The organism is Streptomyces sp. NPDC057002 (assembly GCF_042673825.1).
Classification (GTDB): domain Bacteria; phylum Actinomycetota; class Actinomycetes; order Streptomycetales; family Streptomycetaceae; genus Streptomyces.
Map to the genome: position 1 here is coordinate 174,288 of NZ_JBHURZ010000003.1, position 26,555 is coordinate 200,842.

A 26,555-nucleotide genomic window follows, 5' to 3' on the forward strand; every position below is an offset into this window, starting at 1 on the left:
AAGCTCGTCAAGCTCGACGGGAAGTACGACGGGAGCGACGGGCCCTGCGACCGCCCCGACCACGGCCCCGAGGAATCGGACGCCGCAGCCGGTGAGGATCCGGCGGCGGTCGTTCGGGGACTTCGTCAAGGCGTTCTTCGCCTTTGTCGCCCTGGCCGTGCTGCTCGTCGGCGTGCCGGGTGCGCTGGCCACGCAGATCGGGTGGCCGTTGCCGAACGGGGTGCCGAGCCTCGACTGGCTGCAGCAAGAGATCACCGTTCAGACGTTTCTGAACATCCTCACCGTCGTGGTGTGGCTGGCGTGGGCCCAGTTCACGGCCTGCGTGCTCGTCGAGATGAAGGCCGCGCTGTCCGGTGTCGGCGTGCCGGGGCGCGTGCCGGGCGCCGGGCCCAGCCAGTTGCTCGCGCGGCAGCTCGTCGCCGCGCTGCTGCTCGTCGGCGCCACGGCCGCCAGCTTCGCGCCCGGACTGTCGCAGCTCGGGCAGACGTACGACGCCAACCAGAAGCCCACCGTCGCCTCGGCCCAGCAGACCCCGGGCGGTCTCTTCGCCCAGCAGCAGGAGCAGGCCGCCGACACCGCGTCCGCCCTCGCCGAGCAGGCCTCGCACGCCGCCTCGCACGCCGAGGCCGGCGGCAGCACCGCCAAGCAGGGCGACACGAAGTACTACCGGATCCAGCCGCCCGAGGGGCGTCACCACGACTCCCTCTGGGAGATAGCCGACCGGCACCTCGGTGACGGGCGTCGCTACAAGGAGATCTTCGAGCTCAACAAGGACCGGGTCCAGCCGGACGGGTCCAAGCTCTCCGAGGCCAGCCTCATCCGGCCCGGCTGGATCATGGAGATGCCGGGCGATGCCCGCGGCGGCGACCTCGTCGAGATGCCCGACGAGGCTCCCAACGTGTCGCCCGATGTGCAGCAGCAGATCAGCGACTACGCCCAGAGCGGCGATCACGCCCAAGGCGGAGGGGGGTCCGGCGCACAGGGCGGTGGGAATGAACACGCCGGCGGTGGTGCCTCCCAGGTCTCGCTGCCCGAGCAGCGGCCCGCCCCGGACACCGGTCACCAGCAGGCCACCAGCGTCGACGCCGAGTCCGACAGCTCCTTCGGCCTTCCCGAAGCCCTTCTCACCGCGCCCCTCCTCGCCGCCGGTCTCCTCGGCGCCCTGGGCCGGCGGCGCCGGCAGGCGCTGTGGCAGTCGGCGTTCGGGGCCGTCGGCGGGCGGCGCGGTATGGAGCCGCCCACGCCGACCGGTGACGCCCAGGACGTCCAGGACGCGCTGCTCGTCGGCGCCGACCCCGAGGGCGTACGGCTGCTCGACCGGAGTCTGAGGGGGCTCGCCGCTTCCCTCGCCGAGGAGTCGCGCGCGCTGCCGGTCGTCTACGCGGCCTGGCTGAGCAACGGCGACCTGCACCTCCAGCTCGCCCAGCCCGCCGGGAAGCCGCCCGCGCCCTGGCAGCAGGGTCAGGACCAGACCTTCTGGATGCTGGCCAGGACCGACGCCGAGCGCTACGAGGACGTGGACACGGCCGCTCCGTACCCGGGGCTCGTCAGCCTCGGCACCATGGACGACTCGCGGCTGCTGCTCAACCTGGAGGCGGTGCCCGGCATCGTCTCGCTGAGCGGCCGGGAGGCCGACCGGGCCGCCGTCTTCTCCTCCGTCGCCGCCGAGTTGGCGACCAACGGGTGGTCCGACCGCATGACCATCACGCTCGTCGGCTTCGGCGAGGACCTGACGCCGCTCGCCCCGAACCGGATCCGGCACCTCGAAGACATCGAGGCGCTCGTCGAGACCATGGAGGCCGAGACGCGGCAGCGCCGCGGCGCCCTGGGCGCGGCCGGGCACGACTCCGTGCTCACCGGCCGCACCGGCCCGGCCCAGCACACCCGTTGGGCCCCGCACCTCGTCCTCCTCGCCGCCCAGCCGTCCGCCGAGGACGCCGTCAAGCTCGCCGAACTCGCCGCCGACGCCGGCCGCCTCGGCATCGGCTACCTCGTCGGCACCGAGACCGGCGATCTGCCGGGCGCCGCCTGGGAGATGGAGATCACCGGCCAGGGCAAGCTCCTCGCGCCCCTCCTCGGGCTCGAACTCGACGCCCAGCTGCTGCCCGCCGCCCAACAGCGCGCCGTGGTCGAGCTGTTCACCGACGCCGACCCCGAGCGTGAGACGAACGGGCCCGTGACCACCCCGCCGTTCCTCGTCGACATCAGCGAGCACGGGCGGCCGGCGGTCTACGCCCGTCTCGTCGGGCCGTACGAGATCATCGGTCTGGACACCCCGGACGGGGAGCGCAGCCCGCTCCTGCACGAGGCGCTCGCCATGCTGCTCCTGCACCGCGAGGGCGTCCACCCGCGCGTGCTGGCCTCGGCGCTGTGGCCGCGCGGCGTCACCGACGACGTACGGGAAGCGCTCCTGGACCGGCTGAGGGTGTGGCTCGGCGCCGACCCGGACGGCACGCCCCGCCTCGGCCGGGACGGAACGGGGCGGCTCACGCTCGCCAAGTCCGTCGTCTCCGACCTGGACGTGCTGCGCTCGCTCTACCACGAGGCCACGCAGGGCAAGGGCGTAGACAGCCGGGCCGTGCGCGGGCGGCTGCTCACCGACGCGCTCGTGCTGGTGCGCGGGCCGCTGCTCGCCGACCGGCCCGAGGGCCGCTACCGGTGGCTCACCCACGAGATCGTCGACGCCCAGCTGCCCCTGCTGGTCGCGGACACCGGGCTCGCGCTGTGCGAGTTCCACATGGAGAAGAACCGCGCGGAGAAGGCCATCGAGGCCCTGAACGCGGCCCTGCGCACCGCCCCTGCCGACGAGCGCCTGTGGCACGAGCTGCTGCGCGCCACCCACGCCACCGGCGACACGTCCCAGCTCACCGCGCTCGCCACCGACCTCATCGGTCGCAGCGGGGCCCGGGGCCTGCCGCCGCGCACCGAGGCACTGCTCGACGAGCTGCTGCCGACCTGGCGCGACGCGATCGCCGCGGTGGGATGAACACCGGGCTGCTGATCATCGCCGCCGCGCTCTGGGGCGCGGCGGCGGGGTCGTTCCTGCCGCGCGCGGCCTATCGCTTCTCGGCCCCGGCGGGCGAGCCGTGGCGGGACAGCTGCCCCGGGGAGCATGCCCTCAAGGGCTGGCTGGGACGTGCCTCGTGCCCGGAGTGCGAGGAGCGCGAGGAGCGCGAGGAGGCGGCGGCCGAAGCGGCCGCATACGGGCCACGCACCGCCCCCCTGGTGATCGCCACCGCCCTCGTCTGCGCCGCCCTCGCCGCCGCCACCGGCACCCGCCCCGAGCTCGGCGTCTGGCTGCTGCTCGCCCCCGTCGGGGTCCTGCTGACGGCCGTCGACTTCCGGGTGCGGCGGCTGCCCGACCCGCTCACACTCCCGTTCGCCGGGGCCGCGCTCGCCCTGCTCGGCCTCACCGCGCTGGTGCCCGAGCACGCGGGGGAGTGGACGACCGCCCTGCTCGGCTCGCTCGCCCTCGGCGGCGGCTACTTCGTGCTGTTCCTCATCAACCCCGCGGGCATGGGCTTCGGCGACGTCAAGCTCGCCCTGGGCACGGGGGCGGTCCTCGGCTGGTACGGCTGGCCGACCGTGATGCTCGGCACCTTCGCCGGGTTTCTGCTGGGCGCACTGTACGGCGGTGCCCTCGTCGTCGCACGGCGGGCCTCGCGCAAGACGGCGATCGCGTTCGGGCCGTTCCTGATCACGGGCGCCCTGCTGGGACTGCTCGTGGGTGCCTACACGGCCTGACGTCCTGCTCTCAAGAGCCCTGGCGTACGCTGGGCTGGTCCGTCCACAACCCTTACGAAAGGGACGCCCGGTGACCGAGAAGGCCGACCTTCAGCCCATCCTCGACCGCGCAGCCGCCGGTGGGCGGATCACCCCGGACGAGGCGCTCGTGCTGTACCGGGACGCCCCGCTGCACGCGCTGGGCGCCGCCGCCGACGCCGTACGCCGCCGCCGGTACGCCGGGACCGAGCACATCGCGACGTACATCATCGAGCGCAACATCAACTACACGAACGTGTGCGTGACGGCGTGCCGGTTCTGCGCCTTCTACGCCGCCCCCAAGGACACCGCCAAGGGCTGGACGCGCGACCTCGACGACATCCTGCGCCGGTGCGCGGAGACCGTCGAGCTGGGCGGCACGCAGATCATGTTCCAGGGCGGGCACCACCCGGACTACGGCGTCGAGTACTACGAGAAGCACTTCTCCGCCATCAAGCAGGCCTTCCCGCAGCTGGTCATCCACAGCCTGGGGGCGTCCGAGGTCGAGCACATGGCCCGGATCTCCAAGGTGAGCGTCGAGGAGGCGATCCAGCGCATCCACGCCGCCGGGCTCGACTCCTTCGCCGGTGCCGGTGCCGAGCTGCTGCCCGAGCGGCCCCGCAAGGCCATCGCCCCGCTGAAGGAGTCCGGCGAGCGCTGGCTGGAGATCATGGAGATCGCGCACGGGCTGGGCGTGGAGTCGACGTCCACCATGCTGATGGGCACCGGCGAGACCAACGCCGAGCGCATCGAGCACCTGCGGATGATCCGGGACGTCCAGGACCGCACGGGCGGCTTCCGCGCCTTCATCCCGTACACCTACCAGCCCGAGAACAACCACCTGAAGGGCCGCACGCAGGCCACGCTCTTCGAGTACCTGCGGATGATCGCGATCGCGCGGCTCTTCATGGACAACATCGCCCACATCCAGGGCTCCTGGCTGACCACGGGCAAGGAGGTCGGCCAGCTCTCCCTGCACTACGGCGCGGACGACCTCGGCTCGATCATGCTGGAGGAGAACGTGGTGTCGTCGGCCGGCGCCAAGCACCGCTCCAACCGGCTGGAGATCATCGACCTGATCCGCAAGGCCGGGCGGGTGCCCGCCCAGCGGGCGACCACGTACGAGCACCTCGTCGTGCACGACGACCCGGCGAACGACCCCGCCGACGACCGCGTGGCCTCGCACATCTCGTCCACGGCCATCGAGGGCGGCACGGCTCACCCCGAGCTCAAGCTGCTCGCCCCCAACTAAGGCGCTGCGGGGAAGAGTTGGAGACGATCCACACGGCGGACGCGGTCCGTGTCACCTGGGACTCCGATCCCGTCAAGAACGGCGCCGTGGTCGTCGGGCGGGACCGGATCGGTGCCGTCGGGAAACTCGACGACGTGCGCGAGGCGTTCCCGAAGGCCCGGGTGCGCAGCTGGCCCGGGACCCTCGGCCCCGCCCACGTCCACGAGGGCCCGCTCCCGGACGCCCCGAGCCCGCGCGAGCGTGTCCACGCGGTGCTGAAGCTCGGCGCGGTGGCGGTCCTTGAGGAGTACGTCGACTCGGCGGAACTCCGGTCCGCCGCCGAGCGCAACGACGTCGTCGTCCTGCCGCGTACGCGCCGCACCGTCCTCGTCCCGACCGGCCGGGCCGACCTCGCCGTCTTCGACGAGGCGGGGGAGTGCGTCGCGACGGTGTGCGCGGGGCGGCTGGTGCACCGGCGGCGCTGAGCCGACCGCCCTTGACACCGCGTCAGCCGGCGAACTCCTCGGCGAACGCCCCCGAACTCTGCTTCACCCCGCTGCAGTCGGTCGCCGGCTTGTCGGTCTTCGACCCGTCCGCGCACTGCCGGTCCCGGGCCGCCGACCACATCGACACCCACCCGATGCCCTTGCCCTCGGCGAAGGTTCGGACCTCGGCGGCGTCGGCGAGTGTGAAGGTCTCGTTGGCGACGTCGTTGACACCGATCATCGAGGTGAGCGCCATGCCCCGCCAGGCGGCCGTGTCCGATGTGCCGAAGACCTTCTTCAACTGGGTGTGCGAGGCTTTCGCGGCCGCGAGGGCGTAACCGCCCATGTCGCCGTCGAACGAGCTGCCGTAGTTCATCGTCATCAGGTTGACGGTGGCGACCTGCACGCCGTTGTCGTTGGCGGAGGCGAGGAGCGCCAGGCTGTCCTTGCCGAAGCCCGAGGGCATCACCGGCAGCGTGAAGGAGACCTCCAGGCCGTCTCGCTCCTGCTGCAACCGGGCGATCGCCTTCGAACGCAGGGCGATGGAGGCGGAGTCGGCCAGTTCGTCGCCCTCGATGTCGAAGTCGGCCCGGGTGGCACCGGCCGCGTCGAGGGCCTTGCCGTACGCCGCCGCCAGCTCCGAGGCGCTGTCGCAGGCCGTCGCGAGTTCCTTGCCGGAGGCGCCGCCGAAGGAGACCCGGACCTGGGCGCCGTCCTTCTTGAGCGCTTCGATACGGGACTTCACCGCCGGGTCGCCGAGGGCGTCCGTGCCGTTCCAGCGCGGAGTGCAGCCGCTGCCGCCGGCCAGCACGAAGGCCAGGTTGTACGTCGTGGGAGAGCCCGCGGAGTCGGTGGCGGCGGAGTCCTTGGCGTCGACGTACGGGGCGTACGCGGTGCCGGTGCCGGTGCCGGACTCGGAATCGGAGTCGGACTCGGCAGGGGACGAGGCGCTGGGCGCGGCTGACGCCGGGGGCGCCGGGCGGGCCGCCTCGCCCTGCTCGGAGCAGGCCGTACCGGCCAGGGCGAGCAGACAGCTCAGCCCGACCGCCGCCCGCTTCCGGTGACTCCTCATAGCGCACGCTCCCGTTCTCGTGAGGTCATAAAGGTCCAAACCCCCAGTACGTTTCCCGGCAGCAAACGTCTCACGATGATGGGCGCTCAGAACGAGTTCCGCAGGAGTTCCCGACAACTCTCAGAGAAAGGACAGCTTCGGTCGTTTCTCATGGGTCTCTCACATCAAAACCCAAGTTTAGGGCACATAAAGCCCGCCTAATGTCCTGGGAATGCATTCCGAGCCTGCCATCGAAAGCCGCGTCACCCGCGGTCGCCGCCGCAAACGCGGCAACGAGTCCGCCGAAGGGCCCGTGTTCGTTGACAACTCCGGACGCCGGGCCCGGCTGCTGCGCCGGATCGGTCTCCTCCTGGGAGTCGTCTGCCTCGGGTACGCGGCCGTGCTCGGCGCGGCCTTCATGGGCTGGGGCACCTCGCTCACACCGTCGCAGCTGCTGCCGTTCGCGGGCGCGGGTCCCGGCGGCGGCCGGCCGCAGGGCGGAGGGCCGCAGGGCGACGGGCTGGGGGGCAACGGGCTGGGGGGCCCGGGCGCCGCGCCGCCGAGCGGTGTCCCGTCGGCTCCGCCCCAGGTCACCGAAGACGGCGCCGCAGGTGCCACCACCTCCCCGTCCACCACGTCCCCGTCCACCGCATCCCCGTCCACCGCATTCCCGTCCACCGCATCCCCGTCCGCCTCGGCCTCCGCTGCCGCGGGCGCGGGCACCGACTGACCGGGGGCCGCCGAATGACCACGACCACCCCCTCACGCGGCCGCCGCCGCGCCCCCTCCCGTATGGAGCGGGCCGCCGGCAAGGCCGCCGCGCTGCAGAAGCCGCGCGTCATCCTCGCCCTGCTGCTCCTGCTCGCGCTGATCTGCGTGATGCTCCTCGACGGCTATCTGCGCGCCGAGGTCGGAGGCGACCAGCGCGTGCGCACCGGGGCCAGCTCCAGCGACGTACCGGACGACGTCCTGGACGGCGGGCCGATCGTCACCTTCCGCGGCGGACAGGCCACGACCGTCTCCGTCCCCGACAAGACGATCGCGCTCACCTTCGACGACGGACCCAACCCGACCTGGACGCCCCAGGTGCTGGCGATCCTCGAGAAGTACGACGTGCCCGCCACGTTCTTCCTGGTCGGCTCGATGGTGTCGCGCTACCCGGGCATCGTGCGGGACATGGTCGAGCAGGGCCACGAGGTGGGGATCCACACCTTCACGCACGTCGACCTGTCGTACCAGAGCGACGCCCGCGTCCGGCGCGAGATGGAGCAGACCCAGCTCGCGCTGGCGGGCGCGGCCGGCATCACGACCACCCTGTTCCGGGCGCCGTACTCCTCGGAGACGGACGCCATCGACAACTACAGCTGGCCCGTCTACAAGAAGCTCGGCCAGGACGGCTACACCAGTGTCTTCGTCGACACCGACAGCGACGACTGGAAGCGGCCGGGCGCCTCGAAGATCGTCCAGTGGGCCACGCCGAAGAAGAACAAGGGCGCGTCGGTCCTCTTCCACGACGCGGGCGGCGAGCGCTCGCAGACGATCAAGGCGCTGCCGGTGTACATCGAGAAGATGCGGGCGAAGGGGTACACCTTCACCACCATCAGCGGCGTCATGGAGCAGGGGCGCGGCACCGGGCAGCAGCCCGGAACCGGAGGCCCCCAGAGCACCGCGAACGGCCCCCAGGGCACCGCGAACTCCCTCCAGGCCGCCCACCGCGAGGCCACCGGCGCGATCCTCTACGAGGGCAAGGCCCTGGTCGCGGCCGTGGCCGTCGCCGAGTGGGCCGTGCCGGCGCTGTCCGTCGGTCTGATGGTGGTCGGCGTGGCCGTCATGGGCCGCTTCGGGATGATGCTCGTCCTCGCCCGCCGCCACCACCGCCTGCGCAACAGGCGCCGCTTCAGCTGGGGGCCGACGGTCACCCGGCCGGTGAGCGTGGTCGTCCCGGCGTACAACGAGAAGGAGTGCATCGCCAACACCCTCGACTCGCTGGCGCGGAGCACGCATCCGATCGAGATCATCGTCGTGGACGACGGCTCCACGGACGGCACGGCCGACATCGCCGAGTCCCTCGGCATGCCCAACGTGCGCGTCATCCGCCAGACCAACGCGGGCAAGCCGGCCGCCCTCAACAACGGTGTACGGAACGCGGCCCACGACATCGTCGTGATGATGGACGGCGACACCGTCTTCGAGCCGGACACCGTACGGCACCTCGTCCAGCCCTTCGCCGACCCGGAGGTCGGCGCGGTCGCGGGCAACGCCAAGGTCGGCAACCGCACCACCGTCATCGGCGCCTGGCAGCACATCGAGTACGTGATGGGCTTCAACCTGGACCGGCGCATGTACGACCTGCTGCGCTGCATGCCGACCATCCCCGGCGCGATCGGCGCGTTCCGCCGCGAGGCGGTGCTCCAGGTCGGCGGCATGAGCGAGGACACCCTCGCCGAGGACACCGACATCACCATCGCGATGCACCGCGCGGGCCGGCGGGTCGTCTACCAGGAGCACGCGCGCGCCTGGACCGAGGCGCCTGGCTCGCTCAAGCAGCTCTGGTCCCAGCGCTACCGCTGGTCGTACGGCACGATGCAGGCGCTGTGGAAGCACCGCAAGTCCCTCACGGACAAGGGGCCTTCGGGGCGCTTCGGGCGGGTCGGCATGCCGCTGGTGGTGCTGTTCCAGATCGTCACACCGGTCTTCGCCCCGCTCATCGACGTCTTCACGGCCTACTCGATGATCTTCATCGACTTCAAGGCGGCACTGCTGGCCTGGCTCGCCGTACTCGGAATCCAGCTGGTGTGCGCGGCGTACGCCTTCCGCCTGGACCGCGAGAAGTACCGCTACCTGCTGATGATGCCGCTCCAGCAACTCGCCTACCGGCAGATGATGTACCTCGTCCTCATCCACTCCTGCGTCACCGCCCTCACCGGCGGCCGGCTGCGCTGGCAGAAGCTGAAACGGACCGGCGAGGTCGGCACCCCGGCGGGGGCGGGCTGATGGGGGCGCACAGCAGAACGGCCGAGCGAGCACTCCCGGAAGCCGCCGTCGCCCGCCCGGTGCGGGACCGCTATTTCGACACCCTGCGGGCCGTCGCCCTCGTCCGCGTCGTCAGCTACCACACCTTCGGCTGGGCCTGGGCCGGGCTGATCTTCCCCTCCATGGGGGTGATGTTCGGCCTGGCCGGCACCCTCATGGCGAGGTCCCTGCAGCGCCCCGCGCTCACGGTGATCAGAAGCCGCGTCCGCCGGCTGCTGCCGCCCTTCTGGTTCTGGGGCGTGTTCGTGGTCGGCGCGATGCTGGTGCACGGCTGGATGCCGGGCTGGCAGATCGTCTACTGGGTGGTGCCGCTCGGCGACCCGCCCGGCAACGCCTGGGGCGAGCAGGCCTGGGAGATCCTCTGGTACCTGCGGACGTACCTCTGGTTCGTACTGCTCTCCCCGCTCCTGCTGCGGGTCTTCCGGCTCGCCCCCGTCCCGGTCCTGGTGCTGTCGCTGACACCCGTCCTGGCCCTCCAGTTCGTGTGGCAGCCGCCGGACGACCGGCTCGGTGCCGCGCTGTGGGACCTGGCGACGTTCCTGTTCTGCTGGCTCCTGGGCTTCGCGCACCACGACGGCGTCCTGGCCCGGCTGAAGCCCGCCGCGGTCGTCCCGCTCGCGCTCGGCGCCCTCGCGTACGGCGGCTGGTACGCCCTCGCGCACCAGGCCGAGTACGGCACGTACGACCTCGACGAGAACCCGCTCGCGCAGGCCTTCTGGTCGGCCGGGTTCGTGACGCTCCTGATGTACGCCAAGGCCCGCTTCCGGACCGACTTCGCGGGACTCGCCCGGTTCCGGCGGCTGGACCGGCTCGTCACGGTGTTCAACGCCCGGGCCGTGACGCTCTACCTCTGGCACGAGATCGCCCTGATCCTCGCCGTACCGCTGATCGACCGGTTCTGGGACGTGCCGGCCTTCGAGGCGTACCTGCCGCTGGACAGCCAGTGGTTCATGTTCGGTGTGGGCTGGGTGCTGATCGCGGTGTTCGTGCTGCTGTGCGGGTGGGTGGAGGACGTGGCGGCACGGAAGAAGCCGAGGCTCCTGCCGTGAGGACCCTCCGGGGCCCTGCGCGGGGGTACTGCAAGAATGGGCGCGTGACCCGCGCATCCCTGGACAAGCAGCCGCACGAAGTCGCCTCGATGTTCGACGACGTGGCGGAACGGTACGACCTGACCAACGACGTGCTGTCCCTCGGCCAGGACCGGCGATGGCGCAAGGAGGTCGCCAAGGCGGTCGACGCGCGCCCCGCGCAGAAGGTCCTCGACCTGGCGGCGGGCACGGGCACCTCCTCGCTGCCCTTCGCGCAGACCGGTGCCTACGTCGTCCCGTGCGACTTCTCCCAGGGCATGCTCCAGGTCGGCAAGCAGCGCCGGCCCTGGCTGCCCTACACCGCCGGCGACGCCACGCGGCTCCCCTTCAAGGACGACACCTTCGACGCCGTCACCATCTCCTTCGGGCTGCGCAACGTGCAGGACACGGACGCGGCCCTGCGGGAGATGCAGCGCGTGACCCGGCCCGGCGGGCGGATCGTGATCTGCGAGTTCTCGCACCCGACGTGGGCGCCGTTCCGCACGGTCTACACCGAGTACCTGATGCGCGCCCTGCCGCCGGTCGCCCGGGCCGTGTCCTCCAACCCCGACGCCTACGTCTACCTCGCCGAGTCCATCCGCGCCTGGCCCGACCAGCCCGCGCTGGCGGAGCGGCTGGGCAAGGCCGGCTGGTCGCGGGTGGCCTGGCGCAACCTGAGCGGCGGGATCGTGGCCCTGCACCGGGGCTTCAAGGAGAGCTGAACCGGCAAGCGCCCGCTACGGGGAGCTGAGGACCATGTAGGGGTCGCCCGGCTCGTCCAGCTCCCGTTGGAGTCCGCCCCTGGGCGGTCTCGGGATCCGCGGCTCGTGCACGCCTCCGCCGCCCTCGCCGGGGCCGAAGTCGAACCACACGTAGACCATCGAGTCCCGCGGCACCTCGGCCTCGGGCTGCGGGTACTGGCGTACGACGTAGTCGACGACGGCGAGATGGAAATCGGGCCGGTCCGGCGCGTTGAGCAACAGGCCCCGCGCCCTGGCCGTCTCGCGCGCGTCCACGGCCATCAGACCGACCAGACGCGGTACGCGCACTTCGGGTGCTTTGCGGGATATCTGCACAGATGTCACCCCCAGCGGTACAGGAAGGGTAACTCCGGTCTCACGCCGCCCGGAAGCGACGGGTGTCTTTCTGTGACAGTCGACTACGCTCCGTCAACAGGGGCTCGGTTCGCGTAGGCAGCCCTTCAGCGGGGTGATCAACACCGCTGCATAGACTGCCCGTGTCCTGTGCCCGCCGGCACACAGATCCCGAAGCTTGGGGAGATCCCGCCGTGACCGTCGTGACCGAGCCTCTCTCCGAGAACACCGCCGATGTGATCGTCGTGGGCGCGGGGCCGGCCGGCTCCACGACCGCCTACCACCTCGCCAAGGCGGGACTCGACGTCCTCCTGCTGGAGAAGACCGCGTTCCCGCGCGAGAAGGTCTGCGGCGACGGCCTCACCCCGCGCGCCGTCAAACAACTGGTGGCGATGGGCATCGACATCTCGGAGGAGGCCGGCTGGCTGCGCAACAAGGGCCTGCGGATCATCGGCGGCGGAGTACGGCTCCAGCTCGACTGGCCGGATCTCGCCTCCTTCCCCGACTACGGCCTCGTCCGTAAGCGCGACGACTTCGACGACCAGCTCGCCCGGCAGGCCCAGAAGGCGGGCGCCCGGCTGTTCGAGCGCTGCAACGTGGGCGCGCCGATCCTGGACGACCGCACGGGCCGGATCACCGGCGTGCACGCCAAGCTCGGTGAGGACAAGCGCGAGGTCACCTTCCACGCGCCGCTCGTCGTCGCCGCCGACGGCAACTCCACCCGCCTCTCCCTCGCGATGGGCCTGCACCGCCGCGAGGACCGCCCGATGGGCGTGGCCGTACGGACGTACTTCGAGAGCCCCCGCCACGAGGACGACTACCTGGAGTCCTGGCTGGAGCTCTGGGACCGCCGCGGCCCTGGGGAGGACCGGCTCCTGCCCGGCTACGGCTGGATCTTCGGCATGGGCGACGGCACCTCGAACGTCGGCCTGGGCGTGCTCAACACCTCCGACTCCTTCAAGGAACTGGACTGGCGCGAGGTCCTGAAGGCCTGGTGCGCGTCCATGCCGGAGGACTGGGGCTACACCCCCGACCACATGACCGGGCCGATCCGCGGCGCCGCCCTGCCCATGGCCTTCAACCGCCAGCCGCACTACACCAAGGGCCTGCTGCTCGTCGGTGACGCCGGCGGCCTGGTGAACCCCTTCAACGGCGAAGGCATCGCCTACGCCATGGAGTCCGGCCAGATCGCCGCCGACGTCATCGTCCAGGCCCACGCCCGCTCCACCCCGGCCCGGCGCGAGCTGGCGCTCCAGCACTACCCGCGCGTGCTCAAGGACACCTACGGCGGCTACTACACGCTCGGCCGTGCCTTCGTGAAGCTCATCGGCAACCCGAAGGTCATGCAGATCGCCACCCAGCGCGGTCTCACGCACCCGATGCTGATGAAGTTCACGCTGAAGCTCCTCGCGAACCTCACGGACCCGACCGGGGGCGACGCGATGGACCGCATCATCAACGGACTGAGCAAGGTGGCCCCGAAGGCCTGATCACGCGCGCGGCGCTCTGCCTGAATCAGGCACTCAGCGCCTCGACGTTGGCGGCCCGGCGCGCGAGCACCTCGTCCCGCCGGTCCGCCACCTGCCGCAGCGCGTCCTTCCGCTCCCGCGTGGAGAGCCGGTCCAGATAGAGCTGCCCGGCGCAGTGGTCGGCCTCGTGGGCGAGGCAGCGGGCGAAGTACCCCGTGCCCTCGATCACGACCGGCTCGCCGTCCCTGTCGAACCCGCGCACGACGGCCCGGTCCGGCCGCGGTACGTCCATCGTGGCGCCCGGCACCGACAGGCACCCCTCGCCCTCGTCGAGCAGCCTCCGGTGGGCGGCGTCGAGCGGCTCCAGGACCGGGTTGACGATGTGCCCGACGTGCCGCACCCCGTCGTCGTCCGGGCAGTCGTACACGAACAGCCGCAGGTCGACACCGACCTGGTTCGCGGCGAGTCCGGCTCCGTCCGCGATGTACATCGTCAGGAACATGTCGTCGATGAGCGCGGCGAGGTCCGGGCCGAACTCGGTGACGTCCCGGCACGGCTTGTGCAGGACCTCCTCGCCGACCTCGGTGATGCGCCGGACCTTGCCCTGCCGGGCCTCGGGCGCGAGCCGCGGGTAGGAGTCGACGGGCCGTCCTTGCACGAAGACGCTGGGCATGTGGCTCTCCTCGGGTGTCGGTTGTGGTGACCGGCACTCATCACAGCAGAGCCCGGGTGCTCGTCCCAGGAGGAGTCCGGCCACAGCGGACCGCCGGGCGCGGGGACGACCGTAGGGGCCAGAGGGCCGTCTGAGCTCCGCGCCACGGCTCGGCCCGCCCCGGGCACACCGCGACCCCGAAAGGCCGGGAGACGGCCCGTGAGGGCGGCAGGAGGGGGTGCGGACACGCCGGGAGGGCCGCTGCCATCAGTGGCAGCGGCCCTCAAACCCGTGTGCGTGACGTCAGAGGACGCGCACCGCGCCCGACGCCGGGTAGCCCGACAGGTCCTGGATGACGACGCCCTTGGACGGGTTGGCCGCGTCCAGGTACTGGCCGTCTCCGATGTAGACACCCACGTGGTACGCCGAGCCCTTGCCACCCCAGTAGAGGATGTCGCCGACCTGGACGTTGGACAGCGACACGTCCGTGCCGGCCATCGACTGGTCCTGCGAGACGCGCGGCAGGTCCACACCAACCTGCTTGTACGCGGCCTGCACGAGGGAGGAGCAGTCCCAGGCGCTGGGACCGGTGGCGCCCATGACGTAGGCGTCGCCCACCTGTGCCTTGAGGAAGGCGATGACGGTCGCGACGCTGCCGCTGGCGGGCGCGGTCGTCGAGGTGGACGTCGACGCGGAGGCGGAGGCGGAGAGGGTGGCGCGCTCGGCGCTGCGCGTGGCGCGCTCGGCGGCGGCCTTGCGGGCTTCCTCGGCGGCCTTCTTCTTGGCCTCCGCCTTCTTCTTCGCCTCGGCGAGGTCCTTCTTGGCCTCGGTGGCGGCCTTGGCGGCGGCGGCGTCACGCTCGGCGCGCAGCTCGTAGTTCGCGGCCGCCTGCTGGGTGGCGTCCGCGGACTGGGCGACCTGAGTGGCCATATCGGCCGTCAGGGTGGGCAGTTCGATGGTCTGCGTCACCGGCTCGGCGGCGCTCGCCGAGGCCGACGCACCCGCCGCTGCCAGGCTGAGGATGCCACCGGTGACTCCGGCACGCACGGCGATCGTCGAGGTCGCACTGCGGCGGGGTTTCCGGTGGCTGCGTATGTGAGCGGTGTGGGACATGGGAACAACCGGTACCAGGGGCTCCTTCATATCTTCAAGAAACGTGTGCTGCGCCACAGTTGTTCAATCGAGCCCTCAAAATCCCCGCTCGAGACCCTTTATTGACGCCGTAACGGACATTGCGGGCGCACCGTGATCGGCCTGTGATCACGGTCTTTGATCAATACGCCCGAATTGCCCCGCACCTACCACCGGTTGGGTTGGTTGGCCAAGCCCCGTTCTCATGGGCTTCTCATCCATGTGACGGAGGTCACGGAACGGTCGGCCCGGCGGTCGCGTCGCGCGCCGTAGATCACGACCCGGTCACGGCCTCGCGAAGATCGTGAACGCATGCACGTGTCCACACTCCGCTCCACACGCCCTCTGATGTGTGAACGCGGCCTCTATCAAGAGATCGAGTCCACCACCAATTTGCATGCAAGGGAACCCTCTTGATATTGAGACGGCCCTTCTGGCCTGCGCTGACTAGGTAAAATGTCACGTCTGGTGATCGCCCGGACGCTTCGCGTGTGAAGATCACCGCTCATCCGACTTCATGATCCTTCGTCAGGTGGTGGAGATCACAAAGGTTGAGTAATACCCCGTGTCGCAGATCACAGAGCGACAGGCATAAGATGCACGCGGTTGGGCTTGTGACCTGCTTCACATGTTCCCGATCTTCGCCGGGGCGGGCGGGGTTCGCGGGACGGACGGGGCGGAAGTGAGCCCGATGCAAACCGCCAGCAGTCAGTGCCGACTGAGAGGAGCGAGGAGCGGTGAACGCGTATGCGCCCATCCTCGTACTGGGAGCCCTCGGGGCAGGCTTTGCGATCTTCTCCGTGGTCATGGCCACGTTGATCGGGCCGAAGCGGTACAACCGGGCCAAGCTCGAGGCCTACGAGTGCGGGATCGAGCCGACCCCCACGCCGGCCGGCGGCGGGCGCTTCCCCATCAAGTACTACCTGACGGCGATGCTCTTCATCATTTTCGATATCGAGATCGTCTTCCTCTACCCCTGGGCCGTCACCTTCGACGCCCTGGGGATCTTCGGGCTCGTGGAGATGCTGCTCTTCGTGCTCACCGTCTTCGTCGCGTACGCGTACGTATGGCGGCGCGGCGGCCTGGAATGGGACTGAGGGGCCACACGTCATGGGACTCGAAGAAAAGCTGCCGAGCGGCTTCCTGCTGACCACCGTCGAGCAGGCCGCGGGCTGGGTGCGCAAGTCGTCCGTCTTTCCCGCCACGTTCGGCCTCGCCTGCTGTGCCATCGAGATGATGACCACCGGCGCCGGCCGCTACGACCTGGCGCGCTTCGGCATGGAGGTCTTCCGGGGCTCGCCCCGGCAGGCGGACCTGATGATCGTCGCCGGCCGGGTCAGCCAGAAGATGGCGCCGGTGCTCAGGCAGGTCTACGACCAGATGCCGAACCCCAAGTGGGTGATCTCCATGGGGGTCTGCGCCTCCTCGGGCGGCATGTTCAACAACTACGCCATCGTCCAGGGCGTCGACCACATCGTGCCGGTCGACATCTACCTCCCCGGCTGCCCGCCACGGCCGGAGATGCTGATGGACGCCATCCTCAAGCTCCACCAGAAGATCCAGACCTCCAAGCTCGGCGTGAACGCCGAGGAGGCGGCCCGCGAGGCGGAGGAGGCGGCGCTCAAGGCCCTGCCCACGATCGAGATGAAGGGGCTGCTGCGATGAGCGACGCGAACGGCACGGGCGGCGCCAACCCCGAGAAGGACCTGTCGGCCTCCAACCTCCCCGGCCAGCGCGGCCAGGGCGGCGAGGAGATCCGCGTCCAGCGCGGCATGTTCGGCGCGAACAACGGCGGCGACACCTCCGGCTACGGCGGCCTGGTCCGCTCGGTCCGGCTCCCGGGCCCGGCGAACCGTCCCTACGGCGGCTGGTTCGACGAGGTCGCCGACGAACTGGAGGGAGCCCTGGAGGAACAAGGGCTGCTCCCGGAGAACGCCATCGAGAAGACGGTCGTCGACCGCGACGAGCTGACCTTCCACATCGAGCGCGAGCACCTGGTCCGCGTCGCCCGCACCCTGCGCGACGACCCGGCCCTGCGCTTCGAGCTGTGCACCGGCGTCAGCGGCGTCCACTACCCGAACGACAAGGGCCGCGAGCTGCACGCCGTCTACCACCTGCGCTCGATCACCCACAACAGGCTGATCCGCCTGGAGGTCAGCGCCCCCGACAGCGACCCGCACATCCCGTCGCTGTTCTCCGTCTATCCGACGAACGACTGGCACGAGCGCGAGACGTACGACTTCTTCGGCATCGTCTTCGACGGTCACCCGGCCCTGACGCGGATCATGATGCCGGACGACTGGCAGGGCTTCCCACAGCGCAAGGACTACCCCCTCGGCGGCATCCCCGTCGAGTACAAGGGCGCCCAGATCCCGGCTCCGGACCAGCGGAGGTCGTACTCATGAGCACTTCGCACGCCTCCCCTCGCGAGACCACCGAGGGCACCGTCTACACCGTCACCGGCGGCGACTGGGACGAGGTCGTCGAGTCGGCGGCCCGCGCCGACGACGAGCGCATCGTCGTCAACATGGGCCCGCAGCACCCGTCCACGCACGGCGTGCTCCGTCTGATCCTGGAGATCGACGGCGAGACCGTCACCGAGGCCCGCTGCGGCATCGGCTACCTGCACACCGGCATCGAGAAGAATCTCGAGTACCGGACGTGGACGCAGGGCACGACGTTCGTGACGCGCATGGACTACCTGACGCCGTTCTTCAACGAGACGGCGTACTGCCTCGGCGTCGAGAAGCTCCTCGGCATCGAGGACCAGATCCCGGACCGGGCCTCGATCATCCGTGTGCTCCTGATGGAGCTCAACCGGCTGTCGTCGCACCTGGTGTGCATCGCCACCGGCGGCATGGAACTGGGCGCCACCACGGTCATGATCTACGGATTCCGTGATCGTGAACTCATTCTCGATATCTACGAGCTGATCACCGGCCTGCGGATGAACCACGCGTACATCCGCCCCGGCGGACTCGCCCAGGACCTGCCGCCCGGCGCGGTGGACCACATCCGCGAGTTCGTGAAGAAGATGAAGAAGAACCTCCCGGAGTACGACAAGCTCGCCACCGGGAACCCCATCTTCAAGGCCCGCATGCAGGACGTCGGCTATCTGGACCTGGCCGGCTGCATGGCCCTCGGCGCGACGGGCCCGATCCTGCGCTCCACCGGCCTGCCGCACGACCTGCGCAAGACGCAGCCGTACTGCGGCTACGAGACGTACGACTTCGACGTCCCGACCGCCGACACCTGCGACTCCTACGGCCGCTTCCTCATCCGGCTCGAGGAGATGCGCCAGTCGCTGAGGATCGTCGAGCAGTGCCTGGACCGGCTCCAGCCCGGCCCGGTCATGGTCGCCGACAAGAAGATCGCCTGGCCCGCCCAGCTCGCCCTCGGGCCCGACGGCCTCGGCAACTCCCTCGACCACATCAAGAAGATCATGGGCACCTCCATGGAGGCCCTGATCCACCACTTCAAGCTGGTCACCGAGGGCTTCCGCGTCCCGCCGGGACAGGCGTACGCGGCGGTCGAGTCGCCCAAGGGCGAACTCGGGGTGCACGTCGTGTCCGACGGCGGCACCCGCCCCTACCGGGTCCACTTCCGCGACCCGTCCTTCACCAACCTGCAGGCCATGGCGGCGATGTGCGAGGGCGGCCAGGTCGCCGACGTCATCGTCGCCGTCGCGTCCATCGACCCCGTGATGGGAGGCGTCGACCGGTGACCACCTCTTCTTCCGAGCGGGGCGTCAGCCTGGGCATGCCCGAACTGCCCGCGCCCGCCTACCCGGACGACGTCCGAGCCCGTCTGGAGACGGACGCGCGCGAGGTCATCGCCCGCTACCCGGACTCCCGGTCCGCCCTTCTGCCGCTGCTGCACCTCGTGCAGTCGGAGGAGGGACACGTCACGCGCACGGGAATGCGGTTCTGCGCGGACATCCTCGGCCTGACCACGGCCGAGGTCACCGCGGTCGCCACCTTCTACACCATGTACCGGCGCCGGCCGAGCGGTGACTACCAGGTCGGGGTGTGCACCAACACCCTGTGTGCCGTGATGGGCGGGGACGCGATCTTCGAGGAGCTCCAGGAGCACCTCGGCGTCGGCAACGGCGAGACCACCGACGACGGCAAGGTCACCCTGGAGCACATCGAGTGCAACGCGGCCTGCGACTTCGCGCCGGTCATGATGGTCAACTGGGAGTTCTTCGACAACCAGACCCCGGGCAGCGCCAAGCGCCTCGTCGACGACCTGCGCGCGGGACGGCCGGTCACGCCCACGCGCGGGGCGCCGCTGTGCACCTTCAAGGAGACCGCCCGGGTCCTGGCCGGTTTCCCCGACGAGCGGGACGGGGCCGTCGAGTCCGGAGGAAGCGCGGGACACGCTTCCCTGGTCGGCCTGAAGCTCGCCAAGGGGGAGGCCGCACCCGCGCGCGTGGTGCATCCGCGCGGTGAGGCCGCCCGGACCGAGGCACCCCACGACCCGTCACCGACGGAGCACTTGAGCTCGCACGACGCGCCGCAGGACACGTCGGCCTCCGACCCGGCACACCCGGCCGGGCCCGCCGCCGAGGAGGGGGAGTGATGACCTTGGCACCCGAGCTGAAAGACATGAGCCCCGAGAAGCTGCTCGCACCGGTGCTGTCGGCCTTCTGGGACGAGGACAAGTCCTGGACGCTGGACGTGTACCGAAGGCACGAGGGGTACGAAGGGCTGCGCAAGGCGCTCGCCATGTCGCCGGACGACGTGATCGCGTACGTCAAGGAGTCCGGACTGCGCGGCCGCGGCGGCGCGGGATTCCCCACGGGGATGAAGTGGCAGTTCATTCCCCAGGGGGACGGAAAGCCGCACTATCTGGTTGTCAACGCCGACGAGTCGGAGCCCGGGACGTGCAAGGACATCCCGCTCCTCTTCGCGAACCCGCACAGCCTCATCGAGGGCATGATCATCGCGTGTTACGCCATCAGGTCTTCGCATGCCTTCATCTATCTGCGTGGTGAAGTCGTCCCAGTGCTGCGGCGGTTGCACTCCGCTGTGCGCGAGGCGTACGAGGCGGGCTTCCTGGGCGAGAACATCCAGGGCAGCGGACTCGACCTCGACATCACCGTGCACGCGGGCGCGGGCGCGTACATCTGCGGTGAGGAGACCGCGCTGCTGGACTCGCTCGAAGGCCGCCGGGGCCAACCGCGGCTTCGTCCCCCCTTCCCCGCTGTCGCGGGCCTCTACGCGTGCCCGACTGTGGTGAACAACGTCGAGTCCATCGCGTCGGTTCCCGCGATCATGACCCGGGGCAAGGACTGGTTCCGGTCGATGGGGAGTGAGAAGTCGCCAGGCTTCACGCTCTACTCCCTGTCCGGCCATGTCGCGGGCCCCGGCCAGTACGAGGCGCCGCTCGGGATCACGCTCCGCCAGCTCCTCGACATGAGCGGCGGCATGCGCCCCGGGCACCGCCTCAAGTTCTGGACGCCGGGGGGCTCCTCGACCCCGATGTTCACCGACGAGCATCTCGACGTCCCTCTTGATTACGAAGGAGTGGGCGCCGCGGGTTCCATGCTCGGCACAAAGGCTCTCCAGTGCTTCGACGAGACGACCTGCGTGGTGCGGGCCGTCACGCGCTGGACCGAGTTCTACGCCCACGAGTCCTGCGGCAAGTGCACGCCCTGCCGCGAAGGCACCTACTGGCTCGTGCAGCTGCTGCGCGACATCGAGGCCGGCAAGGGACGGATGTCCGACCTCGACAAGCTGAACGACATCGCCGACAACATCAACGGCAAGTCCTTCTGCGCCCTCGGCGACGGCGCCGCCTCGCCGATCTTCTCCTCGCTCAAGTACTTCCGCGAGGAGTACGAGCAGCACATCACGGGCCGGGGCTGCCCCTTCGACCCGGCCAGGTCGACGGCCTGGGCCGACCGCACGGAGGTGAACGCATGACCGTGACCACCAGCTCTCCCTCCGGCGGGGGAGAGGCGGCGGTCCCGCCGGAGGACCTCGTGTCGCTGACGATCGACGGCGCCGAGATCAGCGTGCCCAAGGGCACCCTGGTCATCCGGGCCGCCGAGCAGCTCGGCATCGAGATCCCCCGGTTCTGCGACCACCCGCTCCTCGATCCGGCCGGCGCCTGCCGCCAGTGCATCGTCGAGGTCGAGGGCCAGCGCAAGCCCATGGCGTCCTGCACCATCACCTGCACCGACGGGATGGTGGTGAAGACCCACCTCACCTCGCCGGTCGCGGAGAAGGCCCAGAAGGGTGTGATGGAGCTCCTGCTCATCAACCACCCGCTGGACTGCCCGGTCTGCGACAAGGGCGGCGAGTGCCCGCTGCAGAACCAGGCCATGTCGCACGGCGACGCCGACTCCCGCTTCGAGGGCCGCAAGCGCACCTACGAGAAGCCCGTGCCGATCTCCACGCAGGTGCTGCTCGACCGTGAGCGCTGCGTGCTGTGCGCCCGCTGCACCCGATTCTCCAACCAGGTCGCGGGCGACCCGATGATCGAGCTGGTCGAGCGGGGCGCGCTCCAGCAGGTCGGCACCGGCGAGGGCGACCCCTTCGAGTCGTACTTCTCCGGCAACACCATCCAGATCTGCCCGGTGGGCGCGCTGACCTCGGCGGCGTACCGATTCCGCTCCCGCCCCTTCGACCTGGTCTCCTCCCCGTCGGTCTGCGAGCACTGCTCCGGCGGCTGCGCCACGCGCACCGACCACCGGCGCGGCAAGGTCATGCGGCGGCTCGCCGCCGACGACCCCGAGGTCAACGAGGAGTGGATCTGCGACAAGGGGCGGTTCGGGTTCCGGTACGCGCAGCAGCGGGACCGGCTCGAGACGCCGCTCGTGCGCAACGCCGAGGGCGAGCTGGAACCGGCCTCCTGGCCCGAGGCGCTGCAGATCGCGGCCCAGGGGCTGCTGGCCTCCCGGGGCCGCACCGGTGTCCTCACCGGCGGCCGGCTCACCATCGAGGACGCCTACGCGTACAGCAAGTTCGCGCGCGTGGCGCTCGACACCAACGACATCGACTTCCGCGCGCGCGTGCACAGCGGCGAGGAGGCCGACTTCCTCGCCGCCCAGGTCGCAGGCCGCGGCCGGGACCTCGACGGTACGGGCGTCACGTACACCGCGCTGGAGAAGGCGCCCGCCGTCCTGCTGGTCGGGTTCGAGGCGGAGGAGGAGGCGCCCGGCGTCTTCCTGCGGCTGCGCAAGGCCTGGCGGAAGCACGGGCAGCGGGTCTTCTCGCTGGCCACGCACGCCACCCGCGGTCTGGAGAAGGCCGGTGGCACGCTGCTGCCCGCGGCTCCCGGCACCGAGACCGAGTGGCTGGACGCGCTCGGCAGCGGCGCCGGCCTGGAGGACGACGGTGCGACGGCAGCCGAGGCGCTGCGCGCCGACGGCGCTGTGATCGTCGTCGGTGAGCGGCTGGCCGCGGTGGCCGGTGGACTCACCGCCGCCATGCGCACCGCGACCGCCACCGGGGCCCGGCTGGTGTGGATCCCGCGCCGGGCCGGGGAGCGAGGCGCCATCGAGGCGGGCGCGCTGCCGTCGCTGCTGCCGGGCGGACGCCCGGCCACCGACCCACGCGCGCGCGACGAGGTCGCCGGCGTCTGGGGCGTGGCCGGCCTCCCGCACCGCTACGGCCGCGACACCGGCGAGATCGTCGAGGCCGCCGCGACCGGCGAGCTGCAGGCCCTGCTGGTGGCGGGCGTCGAGATCGCCGACCTGCCCGACCCGGCACGCGCGCGTGCGGCACTGGACGAGGTCGGCTTCCTGGTCTCTCTCGAACTGCGGCCCAGCGAGGTCAGCCGCGAGGCCGATGTCGTCCTGCCCGTCGGCGCGGTCGCCGAGAAGGCCGGCACCTTCCTCAACTGGGAAGGCCGGGTCCGCTTCTTCGAGGCCGCGCTCAAGCCCGACCAGATGACCCGCCGCCTCGCGCCGTCCGACGCGCGTGTGCTGCAGATGCTCGCCGACGCCATGGACGTCCACCTCGGACTGCCGGATCTGCGCACCGTGCGCGCGGAGATCGACCGGCTCGGCGCCTGGGACGGCCCGCGGGCCGGCGAACCCCTGGAGACCGCGGCGGCGCTGCCCCGCCCGGCCGTCGGCGAGGCCGTCCTCGCCGGGCACCGGCTGCTGCTCGACCAGGGCCTCCTCCAGCACGGTGACGAAGCGCTCGCCGGGACCCGGCACGCCGCACGCGCGCGTGTGTCGGCCGCGACCGCAGCCGAGGCGGGCGTCAAGGACGGCGACCTCCTCGCCGTGACCGGCCCCCAGGGCGCCGTGGAACTCCCGCTCCAGATCAGTGAGATGCCCGACCGGGTGGTGTGGCTGCCGCTGAACTCCACCGGCGGCGGCGTCGCCTCCGACACCGGGGCGCGGCCCGGCTCCCTCGTCCGCATCGGCCCGGCGACGCTCGCCGGCGAGGCCCCCAAGGAGGTGGAGGCATGAGCCCGTACCTCGCCGCTGAAGACCTCTCGATGTTCGGCCAGGACCCGTGGTGGCTGGTCGTCATCAAGGCGGTGTTCTGCTTCGCCTTCCTGATGGTGACCGTGCTGATCTCCATCGTGATGGAGCGCAAGGTCGTCGCCTGGATGCAGCTGCGCATCGGCCCCAACCGGCACGGCCCCTGGGGCATGCTCCAGTCGCTCGCCGACGGCATCAAGCTCATGCTCAAGGAGGACGTCGTCGTCAAGCGCGCGGACAAGGCGGTCTACGTCCTCGCGCCGATCATCGCGGCCATCCCGGCCTTCATGGCGATCGCGGTGATCCCCTTCGGCCCGGCCGGCAACGAGATCTCGATCTTCGGCCAGCGCACCACGATGCAGCTCACCGACCTGCCGATCGCGATGCTCTACATCCTCGCGGTCGCCTCGGTCGGCATCTACGGCATCGTCCTCGCGGGCTGGAGCTCCGGCTCGACCTACCCGCTGCTGGGCGGTCTGCGCTCCTGCGCGCAGATGATCTCCTACGAGATCGCGATGGGCGCCGCCTTCGCCTCCGTGTTCCTCTACTCGGGGTCGATGTCGACGTCGACGATCGTCGAGCAGCAGGCCGACCGCTGGTACATCCTGCTGCTGCCGCTCTCCTTCATCCTCTACATCGTCACGATGGTCGGCGAGACCAACCGCGCCCCCTTCGACATGCCGGAGTCCGAGGGCGACCTGGTCGGCGGCTTCAACACCGAGTACTCGTCGATCAAGTTCGCGATGTTCATGCTCGCCGAGTACGTCAACATGGTGACCGTCTCGGCCGTCGCCACCACGCTGTTCCTCGGCGGCTGGCGGGCCCCGTGGCCGATCAGCACCTTCTGGGAGGGCGCGAACCACGGCTGGTGGCCGATGCTCTGGTTCACCGTCAAGGTCCAGCTGCTGCTGTTCATGTTCATCTGGATCCGCGGCACGCTCCCGCGCGTCCGCTACGACCAGCTGATGAAGCTCGGCTGGAAGGTCCTCATCCCGGTCTCACTGGTGTGGCTGATGCTCGTCGCCACCGTGCGGGCCCTGCGGAACGAGAACTACGACTTCGCCGACATCGTGCTCTACGTCGGCGGCGGTGTGCTGGCCCTGCTGCTGCTCTCCTTCGTCGTCGACATGTTCCGCGAGAAGTCCAAGCGGGCCGAGCGGCCGGCCGAGACCCCGGCCGCCTTCGACCCCATGGCGGGCGGATACCCCGTGCCGCCGCTGCCCGGACAGGAGCTTCCGCCGGCTCCCAGGCGCCGCTCGCGCCGTGAGCGGGAGCTGATTGTCAGTGGTGGGCCCGATACTCAGAGTGACGAATCTCTGGGCGGATCTACGGATGGAAAGGAGGCGTCCGATGACTGAGGAACCGAAGGACACCAAGCCCGGTTTCCAGAACCCGGTGGCCGGCTTCGGCGTGACCTTCAAGGCCATGTTCAAGAAGCGGCTGACCGAGCAGTACCCGGAGCAGCAGAAGACCACGGCTCCGCGCTTCCACGGACGGCACCAGCTCAACCGCCATCCGGACGGCTTGGAGAAGTGCGTCGGCTGTGAACTGTGCGCGTGGGCCTGCCCCGCCGACGCCATCTATGTGGAGGGCGCCGACAACACCGACGAGGAGCGCTACTCGCCGGGTGAGCGGTACGGCCGCGTCTACCAGATCAACTACGCCCGCTGCATCCTGTGCGGCCTGTGCATCGAGGCGTGCCCCACGCGCGCGCTCACGATGACGAACGAGTTCGAGCTGGCCGACTCCAGCCGGGCCAACCTCATCTACACCAAGGAGCAGCTGCTCGCCGGTCTCGAGGACGGCATGGTCGACTCGCCCCACGCCATCTACCCGGGGACGGACGAACAGGACTACTACCGGGGCCTGGTCACCGAGGCCGCACCCGGCACCGAGCAGCAGGTCGCCCACTCCAAGGGTGAGGTGGTGCAGGAGTCCGACTCCACCTTCGGCGGGACCGAACCGGCGTCGGAGAAGGTGATCGGCCGATGACCGCCCAGCTCGCCGCCTACTCCACCTCCACCGGAGAGGCCGTCCAGTTCTGGATCCTCGGCACGATCGCGGTGATCGGCGCCCTGTGCACCATCCTCATGAAGAGGGCCGTGCACAGCGCCCTCTGCCTCGCCGGGACCATGATCATCCTGGCGGTGTTCTACCTCGCCAACGGCGCCTACTTCCTGGGCGTCGTGCAGATCGTCGTCTACACCGGCGCGATCATGATGCTGTTCCTGTTCGTGGTGATGCTCGTCGGCGTGACCGCGGCGGACTCCCTGAAGGAGACCATCAAGGGTCAGCGCTGGCTGGCCCTGCTGTGCGGTCTCGGCTTCGGCGTCCTGCTGATCGGCGGCATCGGCAACGCCTCCCTCACGGAGTTCAACGGCATCGGCCAGGCGAACGCCGGGGGCAATGTGGAGGGCATCGCCGCCCTCATCTTCACCAAGTACGTCTTCGCCTTCGAGATCACCGGCGCCCTGCTCATCACGGCCGCCGTCGGCGCCATGGTGCTCACGCACCGCGAGCGCACCGAGCGTGCCAAGACGCAGCGTGAGCTCTCCGAGGAGCGGGTGCGCGAAGGCAAGCAACTGCCGCCCCTGCCGGCCCCCGGTGTGTACGCCCGGCACAACGCGGTCGACATCGCCGGCCTGCTCCCCGACGGCACGCCCTCCGACCTCACCGTCAGCAAGACGCTGCGCGAGCGCGGCCAGATCCGCGATGTGTCGCAGGAGGCGCTCAACGACCTCAAGGCCCTGGAGCAGCGGGCCGAGGACCGTCTGGAGCGCGGGGCGATCGGGCCGGCGAAGTTCAAGCGGTCCGAGGAGGCGTCGAAGTGAACCCCGTCAACTACCTCTATCTCGCGGCCCTGTTGTTCACGATCGGCGCCACCGGCGTGCTGATCAGGCGCAACGCGATCGTCGTGTTCATGTGCATCGAGCTCATGCTCAACGCCTGCAACCTCGCGTTCGTCGCCTTCTCCCGGATGCACGGCAACCTCGACGGCCAGATCATCGCGTTCTTCACGATGGTCGTCGCCGCCGCCGAGGTCGTGGTCGGGCTCGCGATCATCGTGTCCCTGTTCCGTGCCCGTCACTCGGCCTCGGTCGACGACGCCAGCCTGATGAAGCTGTAAGGGGTCGGAA

The 26,555-nt window shown here is 70.4% G+C and carries 24 protein-coding genes; 20 read left to right on the forward strand and 4 right to left on the reverse strand.

What is annotated here, in order from left to right; all coding sequences use genetic code 11:
• Positions 1-91 precede the first annotated feature (91 nt).
• The 4 genes from ACFT32_RS15215 to ACFT32_RS15230 all read left to right on the forward strand — a co-directional run bounded on the left by ACFT32_RS15215 (position 92) and on the right by ACFT32_RS15230 (position 5,478).
• On the forward strand, positions 92-2,986 hold the full coding sequence (locus ACFT32_RS15215; RefSeq protein ID WP_382489169.1) for a BTAD domain-containing putative transcriptional regulator: 2,895 nt from the start codon (positions 92-94) through the stop codon (positions 2,984-2,986).
• A complete protein-coding gene (locus ACFT32_RS15220) occupies positions 2,983-3,744 on the forward strand; it encodes a prepilin peptidase (RefSeq protein WP_382489171.1) in 762 nt (253 codons plus the stop codon). Before ACFT32_RS15215 ends, ACFT32_RS15220 begins: the two co-directional genes overlap by 4 nt.
• Positions 3,745-3,814: 70 nt before the next feature.
• Positions 3,815-5,014 (forward strand): cyclic dehypoxanthinyl futalosine synthase, encoded by a 1,200-nt coding sequence (gene mqnC / locus ACFT32_RS15225; RefSeq protein WP_382489173.1) that lies wholly within the window; start codon positions 3,815-3,817, stop codon positions 5,012-5,014.
• A 17-nt stretch (positions 5,015-5,031) separates the two neighbouring features.
• Positions 5,032-5,478 carry a hypothetical protein gene (locus tag ACFT32_RS15230; RefSeq protein ID WP_382489174.1) on the forward strand — a complete coding sequence of 149 codons (447 nt, stop codon included), beginning with the start codon at positions 5,032-5,034 and terminating at the stop codon, positions 5,476-5,478.
• Between the two features lie 22 nt (positions 5,479-5,500).
• Here ACFT32_RS15230 and ACFT32_RS15235 read toward each other — a convergent pair whose 3' ends face one another.
• Positions 5,501-6,550: a chitinase gene (locus tag ACFT32_RS15235; RefSeq protein ID WP_382489176.1), complete on the reverse strand. Its 1,050-nt coding sequence runs from the start codon at positions 6,548-6,550 to the stop codon at positions 5,501-5,503.
• A gap of 211 nt (positions 6,551-6,761) precedes the next feature.
• Here ACFT32_RS15235 and ACFT32_RS15240 point away from each other — a divergent pair, with 211 nt between their 5' ends.
• Genes ACFT32_RS15240 through ACFT32_RS15255 form a run of 4 tightly spaced genes read left to right on the forward strand, consistent with a single transcriptional unit; the run spans position 6,762 to position 11,351 of the window.
• Positions 6,762-7,259: a hypothetical protein gene (locus ACFT32_RS15240; protein WP_382489178.1), complete on the forward strand. Its 498-nt coding sequence runs from the start codon at positions 6,762-6,764 to the stop codon at positions 7,257-7,259.
• Between the two features lie 14 nt (positions 7,260-7,273).
• On the forward strand, positions 7,274-9,523 hold the full coding sequence (locus ACFT32_RS15245; protein WP_382489179.1) for a bifunctional polysaccharide deacetylase/glycosyltransferase family 2 protein: 2,250 nt from the start codon (positions 7,274-7,276) through the stop codon (positions 9,521-9,523).
• Positions 9,523-10,611, forward strand: a complete 1,089-nt coding sequence (locus tag ACFT32_RS15250) for an acyltransferase (RefSeq protein ID WP_382489181.1) — start codon at positions 9,523-9,525, stop codon at positions 10,609-10,611. The genes ACFT32_RS15245 and ACFT32_RS15250 overlap by 1 nt, the downstream gene beginning before the upstream one ends.
• A gap of 44 nt (positions 10,612-10,655) precedes the next feature.
• Complete coding sequence (locus tag ACFT32_RS15255) at positions 10,656-11,351, forward strand: demethylmenaquinone methyltransferase (RefSeq protein WP_184591590.1); 696 nt, start codon at positions 10,656-10,658, stop codon at positions 11,349-11,351.
• A 15-nt stretch (positions 11,352-11,366) separates the two neighbouring features.
• On the opposite strand, the gene ACFT32_RS15260 is transcribed toward ACFT32_RS15255, so the two are convergent.
• Complete coding sequence (locus ACFT32_RS15260; protein ID WP_382489183.1) at positions 11,367-11,678, reverse strand: PASTA domain-containing protein; 312 nt, start codon at positions 11,676-11,678, stop codon at positions 11,367-11,369.
• Positions 11,679-11,917: 239 nt separating this feature from the next.
• On the opposite strand from ACFT32_RS15260, the gene ACFT32_RS15265 reads away from it, so the two are divergent.
• Positions 11,918-13,213, forward strand: a complete 1,296-nt coding sequence (locus tag ACFT32_RS15265; protein WP_382489185.1) for a geranylgeranyl reductase family protein — start codon at positions 11,918-11,920, stop codon at positions 13,211-13,213.
• 25 nt (positions 13,214-13,238) lie between these two features.
• Here ACFT32_RS15265 and def read toward each other — a convergent pair whose 3' ends face one another.
• Together def and ACFT32_RS15275 are read right to left on the reverse strand one after the other, a co-directional pair.
• The gene (gene def, locus ACFT32_RS15270) at positions 13,239-13,865 is read right to left on the reverse strand and encodes a peptide deformylase (protein WP_382489186.1); all 627 of its coding nucleotides are present in this window, start codon (positions 13,863-13,865) and stop codon (positions 13,239-13,241) included.
• A 282-nt stretch (positions 13,866-14,147) separates the two neighbouring features.
• Positions 14,148-14,987, reverse strand: coding sequence for a C40 family peptidase (locus tag ACFT32_RS15275; protein ID WP_382489187.1), 840 nt, complete (start codon positions 14,985-14,987; stop codon positions 14,148-14,150).
• Positions 14,988-15,712: 725 nt separating this feature from the next.
• Between ACFT32_RS15275 and ACFT32_RS15280 the strand changes: the two genes are divergently transcribed.
• The 11 genes from ACFT32_RS15280 to nuoK are packed head-to-tail and all read left to right on the forward strand — an operon-like array spanning position 15,713 to position 26,545.
• Positions 15,713-16,072: an NADH-quinone oxidoreductase subunit A gene (locus ACFT32_RS15280; protein WP_003974383.1), complete on the forward strand. Its 360-nt coding sequence runs from the start codon at positions 15,713-15,715 to the stop codon at positions 16,070-16,072.
• 13 nt (positions 16,073-16,085) lie between these two features.
• Positions 16,086-16,640, forward strand: coding sequence for an NADH-quinone oxidoreductase subunit B family protein (locus ACFT32_RS15285; protein ID WP_010041554.1), 555 nt, complete (start codon positions 16,086-16,088; stop codon positions 16,638-16,640).
• Positions 16,637-17,380: an NADH-quinone oxidoreductase subunit C gene (locus ACFT32_RS15290; RefSeq protein ID WP_382489189.1), complete on the forward strand. Its 744-nt coding sequence runs from the start codon at positions 16,637-16,639 to the stop codon at positions 17,378-17,380. The genes ACFT32_RS15285 and ACFT32_RS15290 overlap by 4 nt, the downstream gene beginning before the upstream one ends.
• Entirely contained in the window at positions 17,377-18,699 is a 1,323-nt protein-coding gene (locus tag ACFT32_RS15295) for an NADH-quinone oxidoreductase subunit D (protein ID WP_382489191.1), read from the forward strand. Before ACFT32_RS15290 ends, ACFT32_RS15295 begins: the two co-directional genes overlap by 4 nt.
• Entirely contained in the window at positions 18,696-19,556 is an 861-nt protein-coding gene (gene nuoE, locus ACFT32_RS15300; RefSeq protein WP_382489193.1) for an NADH-quinone oxidoreductase subunit NuoE, read from the forward strand. The genes ACFT32_RS15295 and nuoE overlap by 4 nt, the downstream gene beginning before the upstream one ends.
• The gene (gene nuoF, locus ACFT32_RS15305; RefSeq protein WP_382489194.1) at positions 19,556-20,902 is read left to right on the forward strand and encodes an NADH-quinone oxidoreductase subunit NuoF; all 1,347 of its coding nucleotides are present in this window, start codon (positions 19,556-19,558) and stop codon (positions 20,900-20,902) included. The genes nuoE and nuoF overlap by 1 nt, the downstream gene beginning before the upstream one ends.
• Positions 20,899-23,403 carry an NADH-quinone oxidoreductase subunit G gene (locus tag ACFT32_RS15310; RefSeq protein WP_382489196.1) on the forward strand — a complete coding sequence of 835 codons (2,505 nt, stop codon included), beginning with the start codon at positions 20,899-20,901 and terminating at the stop codon, positions 23,401-23,403. Before nuoF ends, ACFT32_RS15310 begins: the two co-directional genes overlap by 4 nt.
• On the forward strand, positions 23,400-24,776 hold the full coding sequence (nuoH, locus tag ACFT32_RS15315; protein WP_382489198.1) for an NADH-quinone oxidoreductase subunit NuoH: 1,377 nt from the start codon (positions 23,400-23,402) through the stop codon (positions 24,774-24,776). Before ACFT32_RS15310 ends, nuoH begins: the two co-directional genes overlap by 4 nt.
• Positions 24,769-25,410 carry an NADH-quinone oxidoreductase subunit NuoI gene (gene nuoI / locus ACFT32_RS15320; protein WP_382489200.1) on the forward strand — a complete coding sequence of 214 codons (642 nt, stop codon included), beginning with the start codon at positions 24,769-24,771 and terminating at the stop codon, positions 25,408-25,410. The genes nuoH and nuoI overlap by 8 nt, the downstream gene beginning before the upstream one ends.
• Positions 25,407-26,249 carry an NADH-quinone oxidoreductase subunit J gene (locus ACFT32_RS15325; RefSeq protein WP_382489201.1) on the forward strand — a complete coding sequence of 281 codons (843 nt, stop codon included), beginning with the start codon at positions 25,407-25,409 and terminating at the stop codon, positions 26,247-26,249. Before nuoI ends, ACFT32_RS15325 begins: the two co-directional genes overlap by 4 nt.
• A complete protein-coding gene (gene nuoK / locus ACFT32_RS15330; RefSeq protein WP_003992252.1) occupies positions 26,246-26,545 on the forward strand; it encodes an NADH-quinone oxidoreductase subunit NuoK in 300 nt (99 codons plus the stop codon). The genes ACFT32_RS15325 and nuoK overlap by 4 nt, the downstream gene beginning before the upstream one ends.
• The last annotated feature ends 10 nt before the right edge of the window (positions 26,546-26,555 follow it).

Excerpts from the sequence above, each read along its gene's own strand:
- ACFT32_RS15220 (WP_382489171.1), top strand. The coding sequence starts at position 2,983 with ATGAACACCGGGCTGCTGATCATCGCCGCCGCGCTCTGGGGCGCGGCG.
- ACFT32_RS15235 (WP_382489176.1), bottom strand. The coding sequence starts at position 6,550 with ATGAGGAGTCACCGGAAGCGGGCGGCGGTCGGGCTGAGCTGTCTGCTC.
- ACFT32_RS15240 (WP_382489178.1), top strand. The coding sequence starts at position 6,762 with ATGCATTCCGAGCCTGCCATCGAAAGCCGCGTCACCCGCGGTCGCCGC.
- ACFT32_RS15245 (WP_382489179.1), top strand. The coding sequence starts at position 7,274 with ATGACCACGACCACCCCCTCACGCGGCCGCCGCCGCGCCCCCTCCCGT.
- ACFT32_RS15250 (WP_382489181.1), top strand. The coding sequence starts at position 9,523 with ATGGGGGCGCACAGCAGAACGGCCGAGCGAGCACTCCCGGAAGCCGCC.
- def (WP_382489186.1), bottom strand. The coding sequence starts at position 13,865 with ATGCCCAGCGTCTTCGTGCAAGGACGGCCCGTCGACTCCTACCCGCGG.
- ACFT32_RS15275 (WP_382489187.1), bottom strand. The coding sequence starts at position 14,987 with ATGAAGGAGCCCCTGGTACCGGTTGTTCCCATGTCCCACACCGCTCAC.
- ACFT32_RS15285 (WP_010041554.1), top strand. The coding sequence starts at position 16,086 with ATGGGACTCGAAGAAAAGCTGCCGAGCGGCTTCCTGCTGACCACCGTC.
- ACFT32_RS15290 (WP_382489189.1), top strand. The coding sequence starts at position 16,637 with ATGAGCGACGCGAACGGCACGGGCGGCGCCAACCCCGAGAAGGACCTG.
- ACFT32_RS15295 (WP_382489191.1), top strand. The coding sequence starts at position 17,377 with ATGAGCACTTCGCACGCCTCCCCTCGCGAGACCACCGAGGGCACCGTC.
- nuoF (WP_382489194.1), top strand. The coding sequence starts at position 19,556 with ATGACCTTGGCACCCGAGCTGAAAGACATGAGCCCCGAGAAGCTGCTC.
- ACFT32_RS15310 (WP_382489196.1), top strand. The coding sequence starts at position 20,899 with ATGACCGTGACCACCAGCTCTCCCTCCGGCGGGGGAGAGGCGGCGGTC.
- nuoH (WP_382489198.1), top strand. The coding sequence starts at position 23,400 with ATGAGCCCGTACCTCGCCGCTGAAGACCTCTCGATGTTCGGCCAGGAC.
- nuoI (WP_382489200.1), top strand. The coding sequence starts at position 24,769 with ATGACTGAGGAACCGAAGGACACCAAGCCCGGTTTCCAGAACCCGGTG.
- ACFT32_RS15325 (WP_382489201.1), top strand. The coding sequence starts at position 25,407 with ATGACCGCCCAGCTCGCCGCCTACTCCACCTCCACCGGAGAGGCCGTC.